The 21,408-nt window shown below is 72.9% G+C and carries 16 protein-coding genes; 9 read left to right on the forward strand and 7 right to left on the reverse strand.

Annotated features, from left to right (window positions below; translation table 11 throughout):
- Positions 1-89 precede the first annotated feature (89 nt).
- Complete coding sequence (locus FB388_RS18175) at positions 90-1,007, forward strand: tetratricopeptide repeat protein (protein ID WP_170225718.1); 918 nt, start codon at positions 90-92, stop codon at positions 1,005-1,007.
- 18 nt (positions 1,008-1,025) lie between these two features.
- The gene (locus tag FB388_RS18180; protein WP_211362092.1) at positions 1,026-1,985 is read left to right on the forward strand and encodes an aldo/keto reductase; all 960 of its coding nucleotides are present in this window, start codon (positions 1,026-1,028) and stop codon (positions 1,983-1,985) included.
- Between the two features lie 4 nt (positions 1,986-1,989).
- Here the strand turns inward: FB388_RS18180 and FB388_RS18185 are convergent, their stop codons facing one another.
- Positions 1,990-2,958, reverse strand: coding sequence for a helix-turn-helix domain-containing protein (locus FB388_RS18185; protein ID WP_142103390.1), 969 nt, complete (start codon positions 2,956-2,958; stop codon positions 1,990-1,992).
- A 345-nt stretch (positions 2,959-3,303) separates the two neighbouring features.
- Here FB388_RS18185 and FB388_RS18190 point away from each other — a divergent pair, with 345 nt between their 5' ends.
- The 6 genes from FB388_RS18190 (at position 3,304) to FB388_RS18215 (ending at position 9,453) form a co-directional block, all read left to right on the forward strand.
- Positions 3,304-4,890: a SagB/ThcOx family dehydrogenase gene (locus FB388_RS18190; RefSeq protein WP_142103391.1), complete on the forward strand. Its 1,587-nt coding sequence runs from the start codon at positions 3,304-3,306 to the stop codon at positions 4,888-4,890.
- A gap of 2 nt (positions 4,891-4,892) precedes the next feature.
- Positions 4,893-6,035 (forward strand): cytochrome P450, encoded by a 1,143-nt coding sequence (locus FB388_RS18195; protein ID WP_211362093.1) that lies wholly within the window; start codon positions 4,893-4,895, stop codon positions 6,033-6,035.
- Positions 6,036-6,105: 70 nt separating this feature from the next.
- Positions 6,106-6,852: a DUF6081 family protein gene (locus FB388_RS18200; RefSeq protein ID WP_142103392.1), complete on the forward strand. Its 747-nt coding sequence runs from the start codon at positions 6,106-6,108 to the stop codon at positions 6,850-6,852.
- Between the two features lie 62 nt (positions 6,853-6,914).
- Positions 6,915-7,610, forward strand: a complete 696-nt coding sequence (locus FB388_RS18205; protein WP_142103393.1) for a DUF4230 domain-containing protein — start codon at positions 6,915-6,917, stop codon at positions 7,608-7,610.
- A 59-nt stretch (positions 7,611-7,669) separates the two neighbouring features.
- Positions 7,670-8,260, forward strand: a complete 591-nt coding sequence (locus tag FB388_RS18210) for an RNA polymerase sigma factor (protein ID WP_142103394.1) — start codon at positions 7,670-7,672, stop codon at positions 8,258-8,260.
- Positions 8,257-9,453, forward strand: a complete 1,197-nt coding sequence (locus tag FB388_RS18215) for a hypothetical protein (protein ID WP_142103395.1) — start codon at positions 8,257-8,259, stop codon at positions 9,451-9,453. Before FB388_RS18210 ends, FB388_RS18215 begins: the two co-directional genes overlap by 4 nt.
- A 45-nt stretch (positions 9,454-9,498) precedes the next feature.
- On the opposite strand, the gene katG is transcribed toward FB388_RS18215, so the two are convergent.
- From katG to FB388_RS18245, 6 genes are all read right to left on the reverse strand, one after another.
- Complete coding sequence (gene katG, locus FB388_RS18220) at positions 9,499-11,697, reverse strand: catalase/peroxidase HPI (protein WP_142103396.1); 2,199 nt, start codon at positions 11,695-11,697, stop codon at positions 9,499-9,501.
- 385 nt (positions 11,698-12,082) lie between these two features.
- Positions 12,083-12,880 carry an IclR family transcriptional regulator gene (locus FB388_RS18225; RefSeq protein WP_142103397.1) on the reverse strand — a complete coding sequence of 266 codons (798 nt, stop codon included), beginning with the start codon at positions 12,878-12,880 and terminating at the stop codon, positions 12,083-12,085.
- 39 nt (positions 12,881-12,919) lie between these two features.
- Positions 12,920-13,864, reverse strand: coding sequence for a DUF6282 family protein (locus FB388_RS18230; protein ID WP_142103398.1), 945 nt, complete (start codon positions 13,862-13,864; stop codon positions 12,920-12,922).
- 40 nt (positions 13,865-13,904) lie between these two features.
- The gene (locus FB388_RS18235; RefSeq protein ID WP_142103399.1) at positions 13,905-15,314 is read right to left on the reverse strand and encodes an MFS transporter; all 1,410 of its coding nucleotides are present in this window, start codon (positions 15,312-15,314) and stop codon (positions 13,905-13,907) included.
- 85 nt (positions 15,315-15,399) lie between these two features.
- Positions 15,400-16,320 carry a hypothetical protein gene (locus FB388_RS18240; protein ID WP_142103400.1) on the reverse strand — a complete coding sequence of 307 codons (921 nt, stop codon included), beginning with the start codon at positions 16,318-16,320 and terminating at the stop codon, positions 15,400-15,402.
- Positions 16,321-16,326: 6 nt separating this feature from the next.
- Positions 16,327-17,133, reverse strand: a complete 807-nt coding sequence (locus FB388_RS18245) for an HpcH/HpaI aldolase family protein (RefSeq protein WP_142103401.1) — start codon at positions 17,131-17,133, stop codon at positions 16,327-16,329.
- A gap of 177 nt (positions 17,134-17,310) precedes the next feature.
- On the opposite strand from FB388_RS18245, the gene FB388_RS18250 reads away from it, so the two are divergent.
- Positions 17,311-21,384 carry a serine protease gene (locus FB388_RS18250; protein WP_142103403.1) on the forward strand — a complete coding sequence of 1,358 codons (4,074 nt, stop codon included), beginning with the start codon at positions 17,311-17,313 and terminating at the stop codon, positions 21,382-21,384.
- Positions 21,385-21,408: the final 24 nt, after the last annotated feature.

Consider the following 21,408-nt stretch of genomic DNA (forward strand, 5'->3'; position numbering starts at 1 on the left):
ACGCGGGCCCCTCTCGCCTCCGGCGCCCGCGCCTGCCACGATCGGGGCCAGCAACCGCCTGATCATCTTCAACACTGCAGAGGTCCCACGTGCCCTGGTCCTTCAACCGCCGCCCCTCCCTCGGCGACGACCATCCCGACACCCTCGCCGACGCTCACAACCGCGCCGTCGAACTGGGCGCGCGTGGCCAACACCAGCAGGCCCGCGAGCTCGACGAGGACACCTTCGAGCGCCGCCGCCGGGTCCTCGGTCCCGACCACCCGCACACCCTCGCCACCGCGAACAACCTCGCCGCCGATCTCCGCGAGCTGGGCGAGCACCAGCGGGCCCGCGAGCTCGACGAGGAGACACTCGAGCGCCGCCGCCGCGTCCTCGGCGACGACCACCTCGGCACCCTGGCCAACGCCACCGCGCTCGCCGAGGACTACCGGGCCATGGGCGACTTCCAGCGGGCCCGCGAGCTCGACGAGCTCGCCTTCCTCGGGCGCCGCCGCGTCCTGGGCGGCGACGACATCCAGACGCTGGAGTCCGCCCACTTCCTCGGCACCGACCTCCGCGCGCTCGGCGAGTTCCAGAAGGCGCGCGAGCTCGACGAGGACTCCCTCGCCCGCCGCAGCCGCATCCTCGGCGACGACCACCCGGACACCATGGCCAACGGCCACAACCTGGCCATCGACCTCCGGGAGCTCGGCGAGCACCAGCGCGCCCGCGAGCTCGACGAGGAGACGCTCGCCCGGCGCCGCCGCATCCTGGGCGACAACCACCCCAACACGCTCAACTCCGCGAACAACCTCGCCGCCGATCACCACGCGCTGGGCGAGCACCAGCGCGCCCTCGAGCTCGACGAGGACACCCTCGCCCGGCGCCGCCGCGTCCTCGGCGACCGGCACCCCGGCACGATCGCCAACGCCCGCGCTCTCGCCGAGGACCTCCGTGCGCTCGGCGAGCACCAGCGGGCGGCGGCCGTGCTCGCCGAGTTCGGGCTCACAGCTGAGATCGCGGGATGATCGGTGCAGGATGAGGCGGTGATCGCTCCCAGCACACCACTGCCCACCGGCCGGGTCGCCGGCGTCGACCGGGATATCTCCCGCCTCGTGATGGGCTGCGACAACCAGCGGACGCAGTCGCACGCGGCCACGATGTTCGACGACTTCGTCGCGCGTGGAGGCAACGCGTTCGACACCGCCCACCACTACGCCGACGGGCTGATGGAGCGTCTCCTCGGGCAGTGGATGGCCGACCGCGGGGTCCGCGACGAGGTGGTCGTCATCGGGAAGGGCGCCCACACCCCGCACTGCGACCCGCCGTCGGTCACCAGCCAGCTGACCGCGAGCCTCGAGCGCCTGCAGACCGACCACGTCGACGTCTACTTCCTGCACCGCGACAACCCGGACGTGCCCGTCGGTGAGTTCGTGGACGTGCTCAACGAGCACGTCGACGCCGGCCGCATCGGGGTCTTCGGCGGCTCCAACTGGAGCATCGCGCGGATCGAGGAGGCCAACGCGTACGCGGCTTCCCACGGGAAGCGGGGCTTCGCCGCCGTGAGCAACCACTTCGGGCTCGCGCGTGCGCTCGACGTGCCGTGGGCGGGCTGCGAGCACGTCACCGACGACGCCGACCGCGAGTGGTTCGAGCGCACCGGCACGCCGCTCTTCCCGTGGTCGTCGCAGGCGCGCGGGTTCTTCACCGGCCGCGCGGCACCGGAGGACCACTCCGACCCGGAGCTGGTTCGCTGCTACTACAGCGACGGCAACTTCGAGCGGCTCGCCCGTGCCCGGGCGCTCGCTGCCGAGCTGGGCGTCGCACCCACCGCCATCGCCCTGGCCTACGTCCTCGCGCAGCCCTTCCCGACGTTCGCGCTGATCGGGCCGCGCACGGTCGACGAGACCCGCTCCTCGGCGGAGGCCTCGACCGTCCGGTTGACGCCCGAGCAGGTCGCATGGCTCGACCTGCGCGACGACGTGTCGGGCCGGGACGGTCGCTGACCCCTCAGGTGTGCAGGTCCTGGGCCGGGGTGCGGCCGAACTCGCGCCGGTAGCTCGCCGCGAACCGGCCGTGGTGGGCGAACCCCCACCGCGATGCGACGCCGGCGACCGTCGTCCCGGAACCGGGGTCGGCGGTGCGCAGCTCCTGCTGCGCGCGCCGCAGCCGTACCCGGCGCAGGTGGGTCATCGGCGTCGTGTCCAGGTGGCGGCGGAAGGCGTCCTGAACGGCACGCGGGGAGAGCCGCGCCGCGGCGGCGATCTCCGCCAGCCCGATCGGTTCGCCGGCGTGGTCGTCGATGAACGCCGTGGCGCGGCGCACCGCGCTCGGCGCGGCGGTCTCCCCGGACGGGCCGCGCTCGGCGTCCAAGGTCGCGTTCGGGAACGTCTCCAGCGCGGTGGCGGCCAGCAGCCGCATCGTCTGCGCGTGGATCAGCGGGCTGCTGTACGCGGCCTCGTTGCGGCAGAACTCGCGGCTGAAGTAGCGGACAAGGGCCTGCCAGTTCGCGGCCCGCGCCGGCGACACGGCCCGCGCGAGCGAGAACCGCACCGGCCCGCCGTGTCCTCCGGTGATCTCCTCGGCCACCCGGTCGACGACGCTCAGATCGAGCTTGACCAGCCCTGCGCGGAAATCCTCCCAGCGGATGCACATCGGTGCCGCCGGGTCCAGGACGAACGGCTCGCCGTGCCCGGGGCTGAGCTCATCGCGCCCGGTCGACATCCGCAGCCGTCCGCGGAACACCTGCCCCATCAGCAGGAAGCCGAACGGCTCCGTGTTCACCTCGCAGTTCATCGAGTGCTCGTAGCGGGCCACGAAGAACCGGCCGCCGTCGGTGAGCTCGTGGCGGAACCGGAACCGCTCGATGCTGCCGTCCAGGCTCACTTTGTGATCCACGTACGTGGCTCGCAGGTAGTCGTGCGCCTCGTCGGGGTCGGTGGTGTCCACCTTGACGCGACGCGGCTGCTCCGGATACACGCTCTCGCCCCCGAATGGCCGTAGGAACGTGGGTTCGATGACGGTAGGTCGCCTCTCCCCGTTGCCATAGGGCCGTCCGTGGGTCACCGGCGTCACTCTCCGTGAGTAATGCGCCGCTCTGTCCACACAGCGCAACTCGAGTGTCCAGTTCGCGCTGATCGCGTTGCGATCTCGAGAAAGCGCAGGTTAGGCATGTGCCTTCCCTTGCCGCTCACCAAGGAGCCGCCCATGTGCACCGGCCTCGGACGACCGTCCGCGCCGCCGCAACCGGCCAAGCCGGACACTCCGTCGATGCCACCGGGGCAACCTGCCGGGTCGTAGCCCGGACGGCGGCAGACTGGGTGGGTGAACGACAGCCACCCAGCCCGGACGTTCCACGACCTCACCAAGTACTACCCGCTGAGCGACACGGGCCCGGGCGACACGGGCGACGAACGCATCGGCATCGGTGACCCGGCCGCGCGTACCGCCGCGATCTGGCAGAAGGACTGGGACATCAAGCCGTTCCTGTACAAGGTCTACGAGGGACCGCCGCCGCTGGAGCTGACCCGTGACCTGCCCGATGCGGGGCGGCCCGCGCTCGAAGCGATCGCCGGAACCGGCGCGGAACCATCGGACGCCGTCCCCGACCGCGCGCTGCTCGGGCGGCTCGGCCTGCTGACGAACGGCGCGCTCGACCGCAGCTGGACCAGCCCCGATGGCCGCGTCCACCAGTTCCGCACGGCGGGTGGCACGGGCGCGCAGTACCACCTCGAGCTGTACTTCGTCTGCGCCGACCTCCCCGACCTCGACGCGGGCGTCTACCACTACTCCGCCTTCGACCACAGCCTGCGCCTGCTGCGCGCCGGGGACTTCCGCGCCGCCCTCGCGGATGCCACCGGGAACGAGCCGTCGATCGCCTCCGCCCCGGTCGTGCTGGCGATGACCAGCACGTTCTGGCGCAACGCGTGGCGCTACCGCGAGCGCGCCTACCGGCACGCGTACTGGGACGCCGGCACCTCGCTCTCGCACATCCTCGCGGTCGCGGCGTCGGCCCGCGTCCCGGCCCGGCTCGTGTTCGCCTACGCCGACACGGCCGTGAACGAGGTGCTCGACGTCGACGGGCTGCGCGAGTCCACGGTCGCGCTCGCGGCGCTCGGCCACGCCGGCACCGCACCGCCGCCCGCTCGGGAACCGGGGCCGCTCGACCTCCCCACGCGGCGGCTCTCGCCCGCGGAGGTCACCTTCCACACGATCACCGACATGCACCGCGCCTCGTCCCTGCCGACGGGAGCGGATGCCGCCGCGTGGCGGGCGCGCCGGTGGCACCGACCGGCGGCGGAACCGGTCGGTGAGCTGACGGAGCTGCGCCCCCTCCCGGCCGACCAGCTCGATCCGCGGCCCGTGGAGCAGCTCATCCTGCGCCGCCGCTCCACGCGGAACTACGACACCGGCGTGGAGATCCCCTTCGAGGCGTTCTCCACGCTGCTGGACCGTTCCACCCGGGGCGTGGCCTCGGACGTCCTGACGCCGGGCGCGCCACTCACCGACCTCTACCTGATCGTCAACGCCGTCGAGGGGCTCACCCCGGGCGTCTACCTCCACCACCCCGACCGGAACGCGGTCGAGCTCCTCCGCGCGGGCACGTTCCGCGAGGACGCCGCCCGGATCGCGGCGAGGCAGCAGTACGCGGGCGACGCGCACGTCAACCTCTACTACCTCGCGCACCTGCCGTCGATCCTCGAGCGGTACGGCGACCGCGGCTACCGCCTCGCCCAGCTGGAAGGCGCCCTGCACGCCGGCAAGCTGCACCTCGGCACGCACGCCCTCGGGCTCGGCGCGGTGGGCTCGACGTCGTACGACGACGAGGTGGTCGACTTCTTCTCCCCCCACGCTGCCGGCAAGGACTACATGTTCGTCACGGTGTTCGGCAAGCGCAGGCGCACGAGGTGACCGTGGAAGTCACCGTGGACATCACCGAGCTCACCGCCGACCCGCATCCCGCGCTCGCCAGGCTCCGCGCCACCGCGCCGGTCGCGTGGGTTCCCGCGCTCGGCTGCTGGCTCGTGACCAGCCGGGACGCCGCGCTGCGGGTGCTGCGCGACGCGCGGACGTTCACCGTGGACGACCCCCGCTTCTCCACCGCGCAGGTGGTGGGCCCGAGCATGCTGTCGCTGGACGGGCCAGCGCACAGCGCGGCGCGCAGGCCGTTCGCGGGCCCGTTCCGGCCCGCGCAGGTGGCGCGGCGCTTCACACAGCCGGTCACCGGCCTCGCGACCGACCTGGTGGCCGGGATCCGGCCGGCGGGCCGTGCCGAGCTGCGCGCGAGCTTCGCCGGACCGCTCGCGGTGCGCGTCGTCGCCGACACGCTGGGCATGCCGGGCATCGACACCAGGACGGTCCTGGGGTGGTACTCGACGTTCGTCGCCGCCGTGTCGGACGTGACGGCCGGCTGCCCGGTGCCCGCCGAAGCGACCGCGGCGTTCGAGTCGCTCGCCGAGCACGTGCTCGCCGGTGTCGACGGGAACGGCTCGCTGCTCGCCGAGGCCGTGGCAGGCGGTCTCGGCCGGGAGGAGGCGGTGTCCAACGCCGCCGTCCTGCTGTTCGGCGGCATCGAGACCACCGAAGGCATGATCCTCAACCTGCTCCGGCACCTGCTCCGCGAGCCCGATCAGCTCGCCGCCGTGCGGAACGACCTCGACCTGCTGCCGAACGCGGTCGAGGAGTCGCTGCGGCTCGAACCGGCGGCCGCCGTCGTCGACCGGTACGCGACCCGCGACGTGGTCGTGGCGGGCGCTGCGATCCGGCGCGGCGACCCGGTGACCGTCTCGCTCGCCGGGGCCAACCGCGACCCGGCGACGTTCCCGGACCCGGACGCGTTCGACGTACGCCGGAGCAACGCCCGCCAGCACCTCGCGTTCGCCCACGGCCCCCACGTCTGCCTCGCGATGGACCTGGCCAGGCTGGAGACGCTGATCGGGGTCCGCACCCTCCTCGTCGAGCTGCCCGGCCTCGCACTCGACGAGCAGCACCCGTCCGCGCCGTCGGGCCTGGTGTTCCGCAAGCCGCAGACCCTGCACGCCCGGTGGGAACCCTGACCGGTCGCGTCACATCCGCCTGCCGCCAGGGGTCTTCCTGTCGAGAGCCCACGACGGAGGGGAGAAGATCATGACGACGGCGCACGACGGGCTCGTCATCTACGACGAGCTCACCGGGCCGGACCTCGATCCCGCACGCTGGACCCACGCGCGCCTGCCGCTCCCCACGGGCGGCGACCACGTGCCGGTGGACCCCGCCGCGGAGGTGACCGTGGACGCCGGCGAGCTGCGGGTGGCGATCCCCCGGTTCTCGCTGGCGCACGACACCTTCCAGCCCGCCGACAGCCCCAAGTACCTGGTCTTCTCCACCGGCCGCTTCGAGGTGCCGCCCGACCGGCCCGTGACGTTCGCAGCGGAGATGGCGGTCGAGAACGTCGGCGGTGCCCCGCACGACTACCGGCGCGGGCTGGCCGCCTTCCACGTCTTCGACTTCGAGGCCAGCAAGCGCGTGTTCGCCGTCTGCGGCACCTCCACGCGGGTGCTCGCGCTGCACGAGCTGCTCGGCTCGTGGGGGGCGAGCGATCCCTTCTACCACGTCGTCGAGTCGCCGTACGAGGACTTCGACGACGACTTCAGCCGGCTCCGCACCTGCGAGATCACCCTCGACCGGAGCAGCGCGACCGCCACGTGGCGGGTCGACGGGCACACCGTGTACCGGGCCCTCGGCACCTTCGTCCCCGAACACGTCCGCATCGGGATCGGGATCTGGACGATGCTCCCGATCCGCGACGGCCGCAGCCGCTCGCTCGCCGGGCAGGGCCTCAGCGCGCGGTGGCGCGGGTTCCGGGTTTCGCGGGATCTGGGCCGTACCCCTTGACACGGGCCGGTCACGGGGCGTGTTCTCCACGGGGACACGAGCTCGAACCCGGGGATTCACACATGGCGCACCAACTGCTCGAGCCCGACACCAGGGCGTGGACCGGCCGGCGGCGGCGTCGCCGCTCTCCGCTCAAGCTCCTCGCGGTGATCGCCGCCCTGGCGATCGCCCTGCCGATCGGAGCCCAGTTCGCGGGGCTGCTACCGGCCTTGTCCGCGACGTTCACGCCGCAGACCGTCGACCGGGGCCCGGCCCCGCTGATGGCCGCGCTGACCGACATCTCCGAGTACCACGCCGCCACCGGCACGTTCCAGGTGCTCGTGGACATCGAACGCGACACCCCGCACGTGCCCGCGCTGATCAGCGGCGAGCGCACCACGCTGTTCGCCACCGGTCAGGTGGACGCGCTGGTCGACCTCTCCGGCCTCGGGCCGGACCGGGTGACCACGTCCGCCGACCACACCGCCGTCGCGTTCGCGCTGCCGCCCGCGCGGCTGGCCCCGGCCACCCTCGACCCGACGGCGACCCGCATCGTCGGCCGCGATCGGGGCATCGTCGAGCGGCTCGCGGGCGTCATCAACAACAACCCGGTCCGCGACGAGGAGCTGTACCGGCTCGCGGCGCGGAAGCTGGACGAGTCGGCCCGGCAGAGCGACCTCGCCGCCCGCGCCGAGACCAACACCCGCAACATGCTGACGTCGCTGGCACGCTCGCTCGGGTACGAGCAGGTCACCGTGACGTTCGGGGACGCGCGCTGATCGTCTGATCCGTAGCGCCCGCCGTGCAACGCGGCGGCCGGTGCCGGCAATGATCCGGTATGACGACCAGTGAGGGGGCACCGGCCGCGACCGCGCGGCCGGGCGAGGACGTCGCGCTGTGGGCGGCGGCGCGCGACGGCGACTCCGACGCGTTCGCCGCGCTGTACCACCGCCACGCCGACCCCGTGTGGCGCCACGCGCACCGCCTGACCGGCTCCCCCACGGCGGCCGAGGACGTCCTCGCCGCGACGTTCCTGACCACCTGGCGGCGGCGCGCAGAGGTGCAGCTCGCCGCGGGCTCCCTGCGGGCGTGGCTGTTCGCGGTGGCCGGCAACGAGGCGCGCACGGAATGGCGGCGCACCCACCGCAGGCACCGGCTCCTGCGCCGGATCGGTCCGGCCCCGCACGTCGACGACCACTCCGACACCGTCGTGACCTCGCTCGACGACCGCCGCCGCGCCCACCAGGTGCTAGCCGCGGTCGCCGAGCTGCCGGCCGCGCAGCGCGAGGCCGTGGCGCTGTGCCTGGTCGGCGACGTCCCCTACGCGGAGGCGGCGGAGGTCCTCGGGGTGCCCGAGGCGACGCTGCGCTCCCGCGTCCACCGTGCCCGCGCGACCCTGCGCACCGTCGTGCCCGAGGAGGTCCGATGAACGAGCTGCAGCTCCCGCCCGCCCCGCCGCTGCCGGACGAGGTGCGCGAGCGCGTCCTGCGGAACGTCCTCGCCGGGACGCGGGCGCCGCGGCGGCGCCTCGCTCCCCTCGTCGCGGCGGTGCTCGCCGTGGTGGCGACGCTCGCGCTCACGACGACGGTCGCCCTGAGCGGCGTCGGTGAACCCGCCGCTCAGCAGGAGAACCCCGCTCCGCAGGGCGACCCCGCAGTCGCCGAGGCGCTCGGCCGCTGCGTCGCGGCGGTGAACGGGTCCGAGCTCCGCGGGCAGTACCCACCGCCCGCTGAATGGCGCATCACCGACGTGCTGCCCATGCCCAACGACATGATGAGAAGGGACGATCCGGGCACCGTTCTGGTGATCGACGGCTCGTTCGCCTGCCACACGGACGACACCAACGTGTCCGTCAGCATGGTCGGAGGCCGGCCGGCGGGCGCCGTCGAGATCGCCCCGTTCGGGTTCCAGATCATCCTGTTCAACCCGCACCGGATCGCGGTCGAGGTGGGCCTCTCCGGGGGGAGCACCGAGACGTCGGCGGAGCCGGTGCAGATCATCAGCCTCAGTCCCTACGCCCCGGGAGGATGGGCGCAGCGGATCGTCGTGCCCGGGTCGTTCGACGGGCCGCCGCCCGAGCTCGAAAGCCCCCCGATCCAGGTGCGGGACCGGCCGGAGCCGGAGCCGTCGCCGGAAGAGGTCCAGGCGGCCATGCGGAGGGCGGAGCAGCACGCAGGGCTGAGTGCCTGCCTCATGGACCAGCTCGGGTCCGCGGCGCAGCGAACAGGCAAGCCCGACGAGATGGTCCTGGACCAGGATCCGATCGCAGGTGCGCCGGCCGCAGTCGTCGGCCGCGTGACCGACGCGCAGGCCGCGGTCTGCTACGCCGGCCCGGGCGGAGGACCCATCGCCGCCGCAGGCGACCTCTCCCCGGTCGAGACCTCGGAGGCCAGGATCGTCACCTCGCTGCGCCGCGACGGCCTGGTCGTCGCGCTCCTGACCGTCGGGCCCTTGGTCGACCGGGTCGAGATCGCGACGACGCCACAGCCGGGCTCCACCGGTTCGGGTGCGCGCTGCACGATCAAGGACGGACTGGCGCTCTGCATACTGCGCGCCGACGGCGCGGTGGACCTGCGCACCACCGTTGGCGGCGGGATCCGGGACGTCCTGCCCGTCCCTTGACACCCATGATCGGGTCGGCCGCCGTGGCCGACCCGATCATGCGGCTCAGGCGAGGTCGAACCGGTCCAGGTTCATCACCTTGTCCCAGGCCGCCACGAAGTCACGCACGAACTTCTCCTTCGCGTCGGCGCAGGCGTAGACCTCGGCGATGGCCCGCAGCTGCGAGTTCGAGCCGAAGACGAGGTCGGCGGCCGTGGCGGTCCACCGGGGCTCGCCGGTGGCGCGGTCGCGGCCCTCGTACACGTTCTCGGTGTCGGAGACCTTCCACTCGGTCCGCATGTCGAGTAGGTTGCGGAAGAAGTCGTTGTTCAGGGTCTCCGGCCGGTCGGTGAAGACGCCGTGGCTGCTCTGCTCGAAGTTGGCGTTCAGCGCCCGCATGCCACCGACGAGCACCGTCATCTCCGGAGCGCTCAGGTTCAGCATGTAGGCGCGGTCCACCAGCAGGGTCTCCGGCGGCAGCTTCTCCCCGACCCGCAGGTAGTTGCGGAACCCGTCGGCCGTCGGTTCGAGCACGGCGAACGTGTCGACGTCGGTCTGCTCCTGCGAGGCGTCGGTGCGTCCCGGTGCGAACGGGACCGTGACGTCGTGCCCGGCGTCCCGGGCCGCCTTCTCCACCGCGGCGCAGCCGGCCAGGACGATCAGGTCGGCCAGCGAGACCTTCTTCGCGGTCTGCGAGACGTTGAAGTCCCGCTGGACCTGCTCGAGGGTCTGCAGCACCTTGCCCAGCTCGTCCGGGTTGTTGACCTCCCAGTCCTTCTGCGGCGCGAGGCGGATGCGGGCTCCGTTGGCCCCGCCGCGCTTGTCGGTGCCGCGGAAGGTGGCCGCCGACGCCCACGCGGTCGAGACGAGCTGGGAGACCGACAGCCCGGAAGCGAGCACCTTCTCCTTCAGCTCCGCTATCTCCGCGTCCGCGACCAGCTCGTGGTCCACCGGCGGGACCGGGTCCTGCCACAGCTGGGGCTCCGGCACCCACGGGCCCAGGTAGCGCGAGACCGGGCCCATGTCGCGGTGCAGCAGCTTGTACCAGGCCTTGGCGAACGCGTCGGCGAGCTGGTCGGGGTTCTCGTGGAACCGCTTCGTGATCGGCCCGTAGACCGGGTCGACCTTCAGCGCGATGTCCGACGTCAGCATCATCGGCGCGTGGCGCTTCGACGGGTCGTGGGCGTCGGGCACGGTGCCCTGGGCCTCGGGGTTCTTGGGGGTCCACTGGTGCGCACCCGCGGGGCTGCGCGTCAGCTCCCAGTCGTACCCGTAGAGGTTGTCCAGGTACCCGTTGTCCCACCGGGTCGGCTCGTTCGTCCAGGCGCCCTCGAGCCCGCTGGTCATCGCGTGGGGGCCGGCGCCGGTACCGACCCTGTTCTTCCAGCCGAGCCCCTGGTGCTCGACCGGGCAGGCCTCCGGTTCCGGGCCGATGTACTGCGGGTCGACCGCGCCGTGGCACTTGCCGAACGTGTGGCCGCCGACGATGAGCGCGACCGTCTCCTCGTCGTTCATCGCCATCCGGCCGAACGTGTCGCGGATGTCGCGCGCCGACGCGACGGGGTCGGGGTTGCCGTTCGGCCCCTCCGGGTTCACGTAGATCAGGCCCAGCTGCACGGCGCCGAACGGTTCGGCGAGCTCCCGCTCGCCGCTGTACCGCTCGTCCCCGAGCCACGTGTCCTCCGGGCCCCAGAAGATCTCCTCGGCCTGCCAGATGTCCTCCCGCCCGAAGGCGAAGCCGAACGTCTTCAGGCCCATGTCCTCGATGGCCACGTTGCCGGCGAGGACCAGCAGGTCGGCCCAGGAGATCTTGCGGCCGTACTTCTCCTTGACCGGCCAGAGCAGCCGCCGCGCCTTGTCGAGGCTCGCGTTGTCGGGCCAGCTGTTGAGCGGGGCGAAGCGCTGCGCGCCCTGGCCGCCGCCGCCCCGGCCGTCGTGGATGCGGTAGGTCCCCGCCGCGTGCCAGCTCATCCGGATGAAGAGCGGCCCGTAGTGGCCGTAGTCGGCGGGCCACCAGTCCTGCGACGTCCGCATCACCTCCACGAGGTCGCGCCTGAGCGCATCGACGTCGAGGGACTCGAACTCCTCGCGGTAGTCGAAGTCCTCGCCCATCGGGTTGGCCCGGGGCGAGTGCTGGTGGAGAACCTGCAGGTCCAGCTGGTTGGGCCACCAGTCCCGGTTGGTCCTCGGCCGGGTCACCTGGGGAGTCGGGGAGGGAATCGCCGGGTTCTCGGACTCGCTGATGCTCTCGGTCACGTCCGCCATCTCCTATCTCGCCTTCTCGAGTGCCGCGACACGCTCGGGGCGTCGGCCCCGGTAGATGCCCTCGGCCTCGTAGACGGCGAAGCCGTGGTCATCGGAGGGGTCGAACAGGTGATCTCGCCGAGGTCGTCCCGGACGAGGCCGATGATCGAGATCGGGTCCGGGTGCGGATGCTCGTGCGAGCCGAGGCCGCGTCGTCCGCACTGCGGCCCCGCGCAACACCTGCTCGAAGTCCGGCGTCATTGGCACCGCGTCCCACCCTGGCCCAGACTCTTGAACGACTCAACTCCCGAGGCGTCATCCGGTGGCGCGGGCCGGGACTGCGCGGCCGGTGTCCTAGCGGACCCCGCGGGACTACAGCTCGTGCGCTCGCAGCGGCGAGCCCGCGCTACGAGGCCTCCACCGACTCCACGACATCGTCTGCGCCACCGGGGATCAGCGAGCGCCACACCTCGGTGCCACCCATCTCAGCCGTGATCCGGAACGCCGCCCGCCGCAGCGCGGTGGCGATCTCCGTGTCGTCGGGCTGCCCTCCGACCGCGGCGATGGTGGCGGCGATGCCGTGGTCGTCGAACACCGGTGCGGCCAGGACCGCCATGCCGACGGGTGCGCTGACGGTGGACAGGCCACGCTCGCCGGCGTCGGCCACCTCGGCCTCCACGCGGCGGCGCTTGACGGGGTCCAGGCTGCCCCAGTACTTGGCGAGCGCCTCGTGGTCCTCGGAGAAGTGCAGGAAGAGGTGGCCCTGGGCCGAGTCCATGTCGAGGGTGGTGCCGACGCGCACGGTGACCAGGATCGGGCCGGTGCCGACCTCGCTGACGAGCGAGACCACCGGCCCCGCCGATCCCCACAGCGAGAGCACCACGGTCAGCCCGGTCTCGCGGGAGAGGCGGCGCATGTGGCTCGGCGCCAGGTCGAGCACCCGGCGCTGGCCCTGCGCCACCGCGCCGAGCTGCAGCAGCAGCGGGCCGGGTTCGTAGGCCGCCTGCTCCTCGCGGGAGCGCTCAAGGACGCCCGCGAGGACGAGGGAGCCGAAGTAGCGGCTGACGGTGCTGCGGTTCAGCCCGACGAGGGAGGCCGCCTCGGCCACCGTGAGCCGGGGCCGGTCGAGTGTGAACAGGGCCAGCAGCTGCCCGACGCGCTGCACCGCCTGGATGTCGCCGGTGCCGCCCGAGCCGCTGGTCAACCGTCCTCCTCCGGGTGCGGTCCGGCGACTATACCCAGGTCAAGGGAACAGCAGCTGCGCCGCGTTGCCCCCCACCATCGCCCTGATGTCGTCGGTTGCGGTGCCCGCGTCCAGCAGGCTGCGCACCATCCGCCGGTACGCGGTGACCGGCAGCGGGTTGTTCTTCTGGCCCAGGTCGGACGAGAAGAGCGTGTGGCCGACGCCCGCCTCGCGGAGGAAGCCCGCGATCTTCTCGACCGGCGAGCCGTCGGCGGGCCTGGCCACCATGGCCAGGCAGTGCTCGACGGCGGCGCCGCGGCGGCACCACTCCCCGACCCGTTCGGGAGCCGCCCCGACGATGAAGTCGGGGTGGCTGACGACGATCCGCTCGACCCCGGCCGCTACGGCGGCCGGCACCAGCACGTCGATCTCGTCGGCGGGCAGGTGCCCGCAGTTGAGGATCGCCGACTCGCCCGCGATGACGGACAGGATGTCCTGCGCCTCCGGGACGAGCCTGCCGTCGTCGCCGACCACGCTGATCGGCTCGTTGTCGCGCAGCGGGATGCCGGAGACGGGGAAGCCGCTGTGGTTGTGGTGCCGGTGGAACTCGAGGTGCGCCGTGGAGGAGATGGTCGGGAACCAGACCACGCGCCCGCCCATCCGCAGCGCGAGCTCCACCGCGTACGGGTTGAGCCCGCCGACGGTCCGGTTCAGCGCGATGCCCCCGAACACCTGGACGCCGGTCTCGGCCAGCCCGGCCGGCTCCAGCGCGAGGATGTCGGTCTGCATGCTGTGGTGGTGGGACTTGCAGACGATCGCCCGGAAACCGACGGTCGCCGCGTCGGTGGCGGCGTCCAGGATCGACATCCGACGGGGGAAGGGGCTCGGGCCGGGGTGCGTGTGCAGGTCGACGCCGCCGACGAGCAACCCGTCGGCCTCGGGATCGGGCACGAACCGGTCGGCGTCGAGCGTCTCGTCCCACAGGCCGGAAGCTGTCTGGGTCATGAGGAACTCCCCTTCGGTCGATCGCACGGGTTCAGCGGCGTCACGCCTGCTCCTTCGCCGGGGTGAGGGATGGCGGGGCCGCGACCTCGACGGGTGGCGCTGCGGGCTCCCGCTCCGCGTCCTCGCCGGCCTTGCGCAGGTCGATCCCGCGCGTCTCGGGACCGCAGACCGTGGCGACGAGGATGAGGATCGCGCCGAACGCGGCGAGGACGCCCGCGGTGTGGACGAACGGCACGAGGGCGCTGAGCCAGATCATGTAGTAGGAGAAGAAGGACGGGATGATCACCGCGGTCCCGTAGGCCACGCCCCACCCGGTGGATCGGACGATGGTCGCGAACCGCTCGTTGATGTACGCGGGCAGCACGCCGAACGGGGCGACGGTGAGGCAGTGCGCCGCCACCGCGAGCAGGGTGAGGTTCCACCACCCGCGGACCGACCCGGATCCGACCAGCGTGATCACCACGGGGTACAGCGTCAGCTGGAGCGCGCCGCCGATGTAGAGCGCGGGCTTGCGGCCGATGTGGTCGGAGAGCCACCCGAAGAAGATGTACGACGCCATGCAGACCGGGATGACCAGCTGGGTGTTGGCGAGGTCCGCCGGGGTGTAGCCCTCGTTCTGGAGCAGGAACTGGTTCAGGACGCTGGTGGTCACGGTGACGATGAAGAAGAGGCCCGTCATCGTCACCCACGCCTGGATGAACGCCCGGCCCGGCCCGCCCCGCAGGATCATCCGCACCGGCGACTTCGCCCGCTCACCGGCCTGGGCGACCGCTTCCTCCTGGATCGGCGACTCCTCCACCCGGCGGCGCAGGAACCAGGCGACCAGGAACGACAGGACGAAGCCGAGGATGAACGGCAGCCGCCAGCCCCACTGCACGTAGGGCGAGTCGAGACCGCCGCTGGGCGCGACCATGAGCGTCAGCGCCATCGCTACCGCCACGAGGAGCGGCCCACCGCTCGCCGCGCACTGGATCACCGCGCCGATGAGACCCCGGCGATGCGGCGGGGCGTACTCGAGGGCCATGGGGGTGGCGGCGGTGTACTCGCCGCCCAGGAAGATGCCCTCCACGAAGCGGAGAGCGAGCAGCAGGGTCGTCGCCGGGATCGGCCCGATCAGCTCCGCGCCCGGCAGGCAGGCGATGAGCAGCGAGATCGTGCCGAACCCGTAGATCGTGACGGCACCGACGCGCCTGCGCCCGAGCCGGTCCGCGAAGTGCCCGAAGATCAGGCCGCCGAGCGGCCGCCCGAGCAGGGTCGCAGCGAGCGTCATGCCCGCGAAGATCGACTTGGTCTCCGGCGACATGTCGCCCTGGAAGTACACGAGCGCGGGCAACAGCACCGACGACGCGATGTAGATCGAGTACGAGTCGACGGCGAAGCCTGCCCACGCGCTCAGAACCGCCCGCCGCCGCCGCGTGACCGCGCTCGGGTCGGAAGTGCTCTCGGGCATGACAAGTCTCCTTCAACGCTGAAGACAGCTTGGCCATGGGGGCACTGCGGACTTGCCGTGACGAGATCCCGTCACGACCGGAGGATCATTCGACGGGGCTCGGGTACTCGTCGGCGTTGAGGACCCACCCCGGACGCGCCGAGAAGTCGTGGCGCGGGCCGGCGAAGATGTCGATGAGGTGGTTGGTCCGCCAGCCGATGCCCTGGGACGTGTGGATCGTCGGCGGCGGGATGATCGTCAGCGACGGGCTGCCCACCCGGGCGTGGTCCTCCGGGCGCCATTGCCGGCCGTCGGTGCCCCACGGAGTCTGGATGTGGTGGATGTACGTTCCCGCCACCACCAGGCTGGCCTGCTCGAAGTCCTCGTGGAAGTGTGGCGACATCGCGGACAGGTCGCGGGGCCCGGACTTCGGCGGCAAGAAGTTGACCATGAAGGAGCGGGTGCGGAAGATCCGCCCGAAGCGCTTCGGGTCGTCCGGCACGTCGGACATGAGGTAGGTCCGCCACCGGTAGCCGTCCACGGGCTCGGGCCAGGGTTCGAGTGGCGCGACGTGCGGGTGCGGGGTCTCGTACGCCGCGGCGTTGGACGCCTTCGCGGCCCACTCGGCCTCGTCGGCCTGCAGCAGCGAGACGACCGGGCCGGTGCCGGTGCTCGTGATCGCGCTCTCCCCCGGCGGCACCACCACGAGCGCGGGACCGGTCACGTCGTGGGTGCCGTCGGTTCCGGTCGTGCCGCTGATGGCACTCGTCGCATCGACCAGCAGCACCACCTGCTCGGACCGCAGCTCGGACTTCCAGATGAGGTCACCAGCCGCCGGCTCCGTGTAGATCAGCACGAAGTTCTGGCCCCGGACGATCCACTGGTCGCTGCCGGCCGCCGACGCGACGTCGGGCGGGAGCACGGAGAAGTCGAGGAACTGGGGAGCGGCGATACCGTCGGCTGCCGGCTCCGATGCCCTGCTGGGCGCGGCCAGTGCCGAGCGCGGGTCGTCCTTCGCGTAGGCCATGGGTGGTCAGTCCTCCTCGTCTGCGGGTGGCGCGGCGAGCGCGGAGCGGGTCGTCGACGTGATCCGCCGGGCGGCCGCGCCGAACATCCCGGTGTCGTTCCCGACGAGGAGGAACCGGCAGCCCTGCTCTGCGCGCAGCCGGATCTGGTCCTCGCCCTGTACGACGGTCCCGACCGGCACGCCGGCCTCGACGGCCGTCGCGATGCACTTGGTGACCGCGTCGTGCACGGCGGGTGAGCCGGTGGGCTCCCCCATGGACAGGGACAGGTCGCCGGGGCCGATGAACACCGCGTCGACGCCCGGGGCGGCCAGGATCCCCGCGAGGTCGTCGACCGACTCCCGCTCCTCGATCATGGCGATCCGGGCGACGTCCTCCTGCCCGGCGCGGACGTACTCGGCGGGGCCGCCGGGGAGGCTGCCCCACAGCCCGGCGCGGGAGGCGTACCCCATCCCGCGGGTGCCCTCGGGCGGGAACAGGTACTGGCGCATGGCGGCGCCGGCCTGTCCGGCGTTCGAGACGTGCGGCACGAGGATGCCGGCGGCGCCCGCGTCCAGGTAGCGCTGCGCGTCGCCGTAGCCGTGGTCGGTGATCCGGACCAGCGGTGCGACTCCCATCCGGGAGTACACGACCACGAGGGAGTAGACGTCGCGGACCGAGAGCAGCGCGTGCTCGGTGTCGATGACGACGAAGTCGAAGCCGGCCTCGCCGAGGATCTCCGCCACCTCCAGCGCCGGGATCTTGACGAAGGTGCCTACGACCGGCCGGTCGGAGGACTGGAGCAGCTCACGGAACATGTGGACGTCCTGTCTCACGGATGTTCAGCTTGCGAACAGGTTGTTCGCGATGCAGACTCGCACTCCAGGAGCTGGTCGCGCAAGGGGAAGCCCGGGCCCGGCGTCGGGGTATCGGTTCAGTTCGCGGTCTTCGGCGCGGCGCCGCCCGAGGGCGGGTGGGTCGGCCGACACCGGTCGACGATCTATGGTGCTCGAATGCTCCGGGGGGAGACGGACGCCGTCGGCGGTTCCGTGGTGCGCGTCTGGTCGGTGCGCGGCGACGTCGTCGGCGCCGGGTTCGTCGCCGGCCCGGACACGGTCGCCACATGCGCGCACGTGGTGGCCGAGGCGCTCGGCACCGACCCGTACGCCGCAGCACCGCCGGACGCGCCCGTTCGGCTCGACCTGCCGCTCCTCGGTGACGGGGCCGAGCCACCCGGCGTCACGGCCGTGGTCGACCGCTGGCTGCCGATCGCCCCCGACGGCACGGGTGACGTCGCCCTGCTGCGCGTCCGCGAACCGCTGCCACCCGGGGCGCGGATGCCGCCGCTCCGCGGCTCCGACCAGCTGTGGGACCGCCCGTACCGCGCGCTCGGCTTCCCGGACGGCGCGTGGGACGGGGTGTGGTCGTCGGGGCGGTTGCGCGCCGGGCAGGGCACCGGGTGGGTGCAGCTGCAGAGCGAGCCGGGTGAGCAGCCGGTCGTCGGCGGGTTCAGCGGCTCTGCCGTGTGGGACAGCGAGGCCGGCGCCGTCGTCGGGATGACGGTCGCGTCCGACCACAGCGTGACCTCGACGGCCTACCTGGTGCCGATCGACCGCGTCCTCGGCCTCGATCCCGAGCTGCTGCCCTGCCCGTACCAGGGGCTTGCACCGTTCACGGAGGAGCTCGCCCCGTACTTCTTCGGCCGGGACCGCGACATCGAGCGCCTCCTCGAGGCCGTCGGCCGGACGCCGCTCGTGGCGCTCGCCGGGCCGTCGGGTGCGGGCAAGTCGTCGCTGCTGCGCGCCGGGCTGCTGCCGCGCCTGCGCAAGCGCGGTGCGTCCATCGTCGAGGTACCGCTGGGAGGCGCGGTCGCAGGCCTCGAGGCGGACGGCACGGACCAGGTGCTCGTCCTCGACCAGTTCGAGGAGCTCGCCGCCCGCGATCCGCGACTCGCCCGCGAACAGCTGGAAGGCATCGTCCGGCTGACCGGCGCGGGCTCGGCGCGGGCCGTGCGCCTCGCCACGCTGGAGCACCTGCTCACGCCGGCGCTCGCGGAGGTACTGGACGCCGGCACCGTGCACGTCACGCCGCTCGACCGGGCCAACCTGCGGGAGACGATCGTGCGGCCGGCCGAGCGGGCGCCGGGACTGGACTTCGAGCCCGGCCTCGTCGACCGCATCCTCGACGACGCCGGTGCCGAGCCCGGCCAGCTGCCCCTCGTGGAGTCGCTGCTCAGGGACCTCTGGCAGCGCCGCGAGGGCGGGCGGCTGACCTGGCGCGGCTACACGGAGGCCGGCGGCGTCGTGGGTGCCGTCGCGCAGCACGCGGAGCGGGTCGTCGCGGAGCTGGCCGGGTCGAACCCCGGCCCCGACTTCCACGACCGGCTGCGCCGGCTGTTCACCCAGCTCGCGGCGCCCGACGGGGCGGGCCGGTTCGTCCGGCGGCCCGTGCCCTCCGCGGCGCTGGCGCCGGAGCTGCGCAGCCTCGTGCCTCAGCTCGCCGCCGGCCGGCTGCTCGTGCTGGGCCGCAGCACGGCGGGTGCCGAGGTCGTCGAGCCGGCCCACCAGGCGCTGATCGACCACTGGCCACGGCTGCACGACTGGTTGGAGCAGGACCGCGCGTTCCTCGCGTGGCGCGCGCAGGCCGACCAGCAGCGCGAGCGCTGGGAGAGCTCAGAACGCGACGACGGGAGCCTGCTCCGCGGCACCGCACTGGCCGCCGCGGCCGAGTGGCTGCCCACGCGGGGAGCGGAGGTCGCTCCGGCAACCCGGGACTTCGTCGACCGCAGCGTCGCGCGCCAGCGCCGGGAGGTGCGCCGGTGGCGCGTGGTCGCCGCGCTGGTCGCCGTGCTGGCCCTCGTCGGGGGCACCCTCGCGGTCGTGGCGGTGCAGCGCGGCAACCGGCTGGCCGAACAGCTCGCCGCCGCCAACGCGGACGCGATCGCCCGCGAGGCCCAGGCCCGGTCCGAGTCGGCCCCGCTGCAGTCGGCCCAGCTCGCGCTCGCGGCGTGGCGGGCCGACCCGACGAACCCGGCAGCGCGCAGTGCACTCGCCGCTGCCGCGACCGCACTGGAGGAGATCGACCTGCTCCTGCCCGATCTCACGGGCACCGCGTACTTCCTCGGCTTCAGCGAGGACGTCACGATCGCCGCGGCGCTCGACGGCAGGAGAACGCTCGTCGAAGGAGCGACCGGGCCTGAGCCACGGCTGTGGACGCTGCCCGACGACGCACCCGGCCGGGCGCTCGCCTACGGCGGCACGTGGATCGCAGTCGGGGACGGTGCGGACGGGGTGCGCATCTGGGACGTCGCGTCACGGACGGTGCGACGCGAGGTTCCCGTCCGAGGCGAGGTCCTCACCCTGGGCCGCTGGAACGACGGCGTCGTCGCGGCGGTGGTCGATCACGGCGCCGGTGGGATCGTGCTGGCCCTCGTCGACGTCGCGACCGGTTCGGTCAGCACCCGCCCACTTCCCGGCGCCACGCGCGAGCTGGTGTCGATCGACCTCATGCCGGACCAGGTGACCCTCGTCGAGCAGTACCTGCCCGAGAGCGGTCCGAGCCGGTACGTGCTGCGCACACTGGCCACGGATCCGGCGGCCGACTCCGAGTCCCCGTTCCCGGACGGGTCCGTCGAACTGGCCGGGGGGCTCGCGCGGCTCGAGTGCGTACAACCGCCGCCCGGCGCGGCACCCGCCTTCGCCGCCGTGCGCATCGAACCGGTCTACGCCGATGTGACGGCGAGGACGATCCCGCTGACCGCCCCGTCGTGCGTCAACGTCCGGATCAGCGGCGACGGCGGGTGGCTGGTGGAGACCACGGCGGCCAGTTGGGGGGCCGATCGCTCGGTGCTGCGGTTGACCGATCTGGTCGACGGCACGCAGATGCAGGTGGTGCTGCCGAAGCTCCGGCCCCCGGCGTACCGGTCCCTGCAACGTTCCGCCCTGACCGGTGACCCGCGGATCGTCGTGAAGCGGGACCCGGAGGGCGGGGCCACGGTGTACGTGGCGCTCAGCGACACCCTCGATGTGCGGGCCAGCGACACGACGGTCGTGCGGGCCCGCGCCGTCCCGGTCCCGGCGGGGAGCCAGCAGCACCCACCGACGACCGACGGCCGGTTCGTCGTGTCGATCGAGCCGGGGCAGGGGCCGACGGTGACCGACCGGAAGACCGGTGCGGTGCTGGGACGGGCGGCCATGGACCTGCGTCCCGACAACAGCGAGATCGTGTACGACACGGACATGTGGGTCCGGGTGCGCGAGCCGGACGGCTGGGTCGTCCGCCGCTACGCACTTCCGTCGCTCGCTCCGCTCGGCGTCTACGACATGCCCGGCGACGCGACGGCCGAAGCGAGCGACACCACCGCCCGCCTCGAGCCCGGCATCGGACCCGACGATCCGGTCGTGCTGCTCGCAGGTGGCGTGTTCGTCGCGAGGGACCGGCGCACCGGGGCCGCGCTCGGACCGGAGGTGGCCGTGGGCGCGACGCCCGACGAGCAACAGCGGATCCGCTCGTTCCCGTGGTTGCGCGCCCGGCCGGGGCATCCGGGGCAGGTGGTGATCGACCTGGGCCCCGGCGGTCTGCAGCTGTGGGACGCGGTCGCCGGCGTCGCCATCGGCACCATCCCCGTCGAGACGGCCGCCCCGCCGGCCGTCAGCCGGGACGGTCGCACCGTCGCGATACTGACCCGGAGCCAGGCCGTCGAGGTCTACGACCTCGACACGCTGCAGCCCGCGCGCACGCCCATCCCCACCCCGGACATCACCGCACTCGCCGGCTTCGACGCCGACGGCTACCTCGCGGGCGTAGGGGTCACCGAGGGGCAGAACTCGGTGCTGCTCATCGACGTCGAGCGCGGGCGGGTCGCCGGGACGATCGCACCGGGCACCGGCGCGCGCGCAACGCTGACCGGACCGGAGCTCTCCAGCCTCGTCACCGGCACCTCGTCCGGCCAGGGCCTCTCCGACGTGGCCCTGCTGGCGCGGGACTGGCGCGCGAGCGTGTGCGGCTTGATGGACCGCCCGTTCACCGATGCCGAGCTGGCCGCCCTCCCCGACGGCACGGACACGTCACCGCCCTGCACCGGCTGACCGCGCCGCTCAGCCGGTGCATCC

Origin of the sequence: Pseudonocardia cypriaca (assembly GCF_006717045.1) — a bacterium.
GTDB classification, from domain to species: domain Bacteria; phylum Actinomycetota; class Actinomycetes; order Mycobacteriales; family Pseudonocardiaceae; genus Pseudonocardia; species Pseudonocardia cypriaca.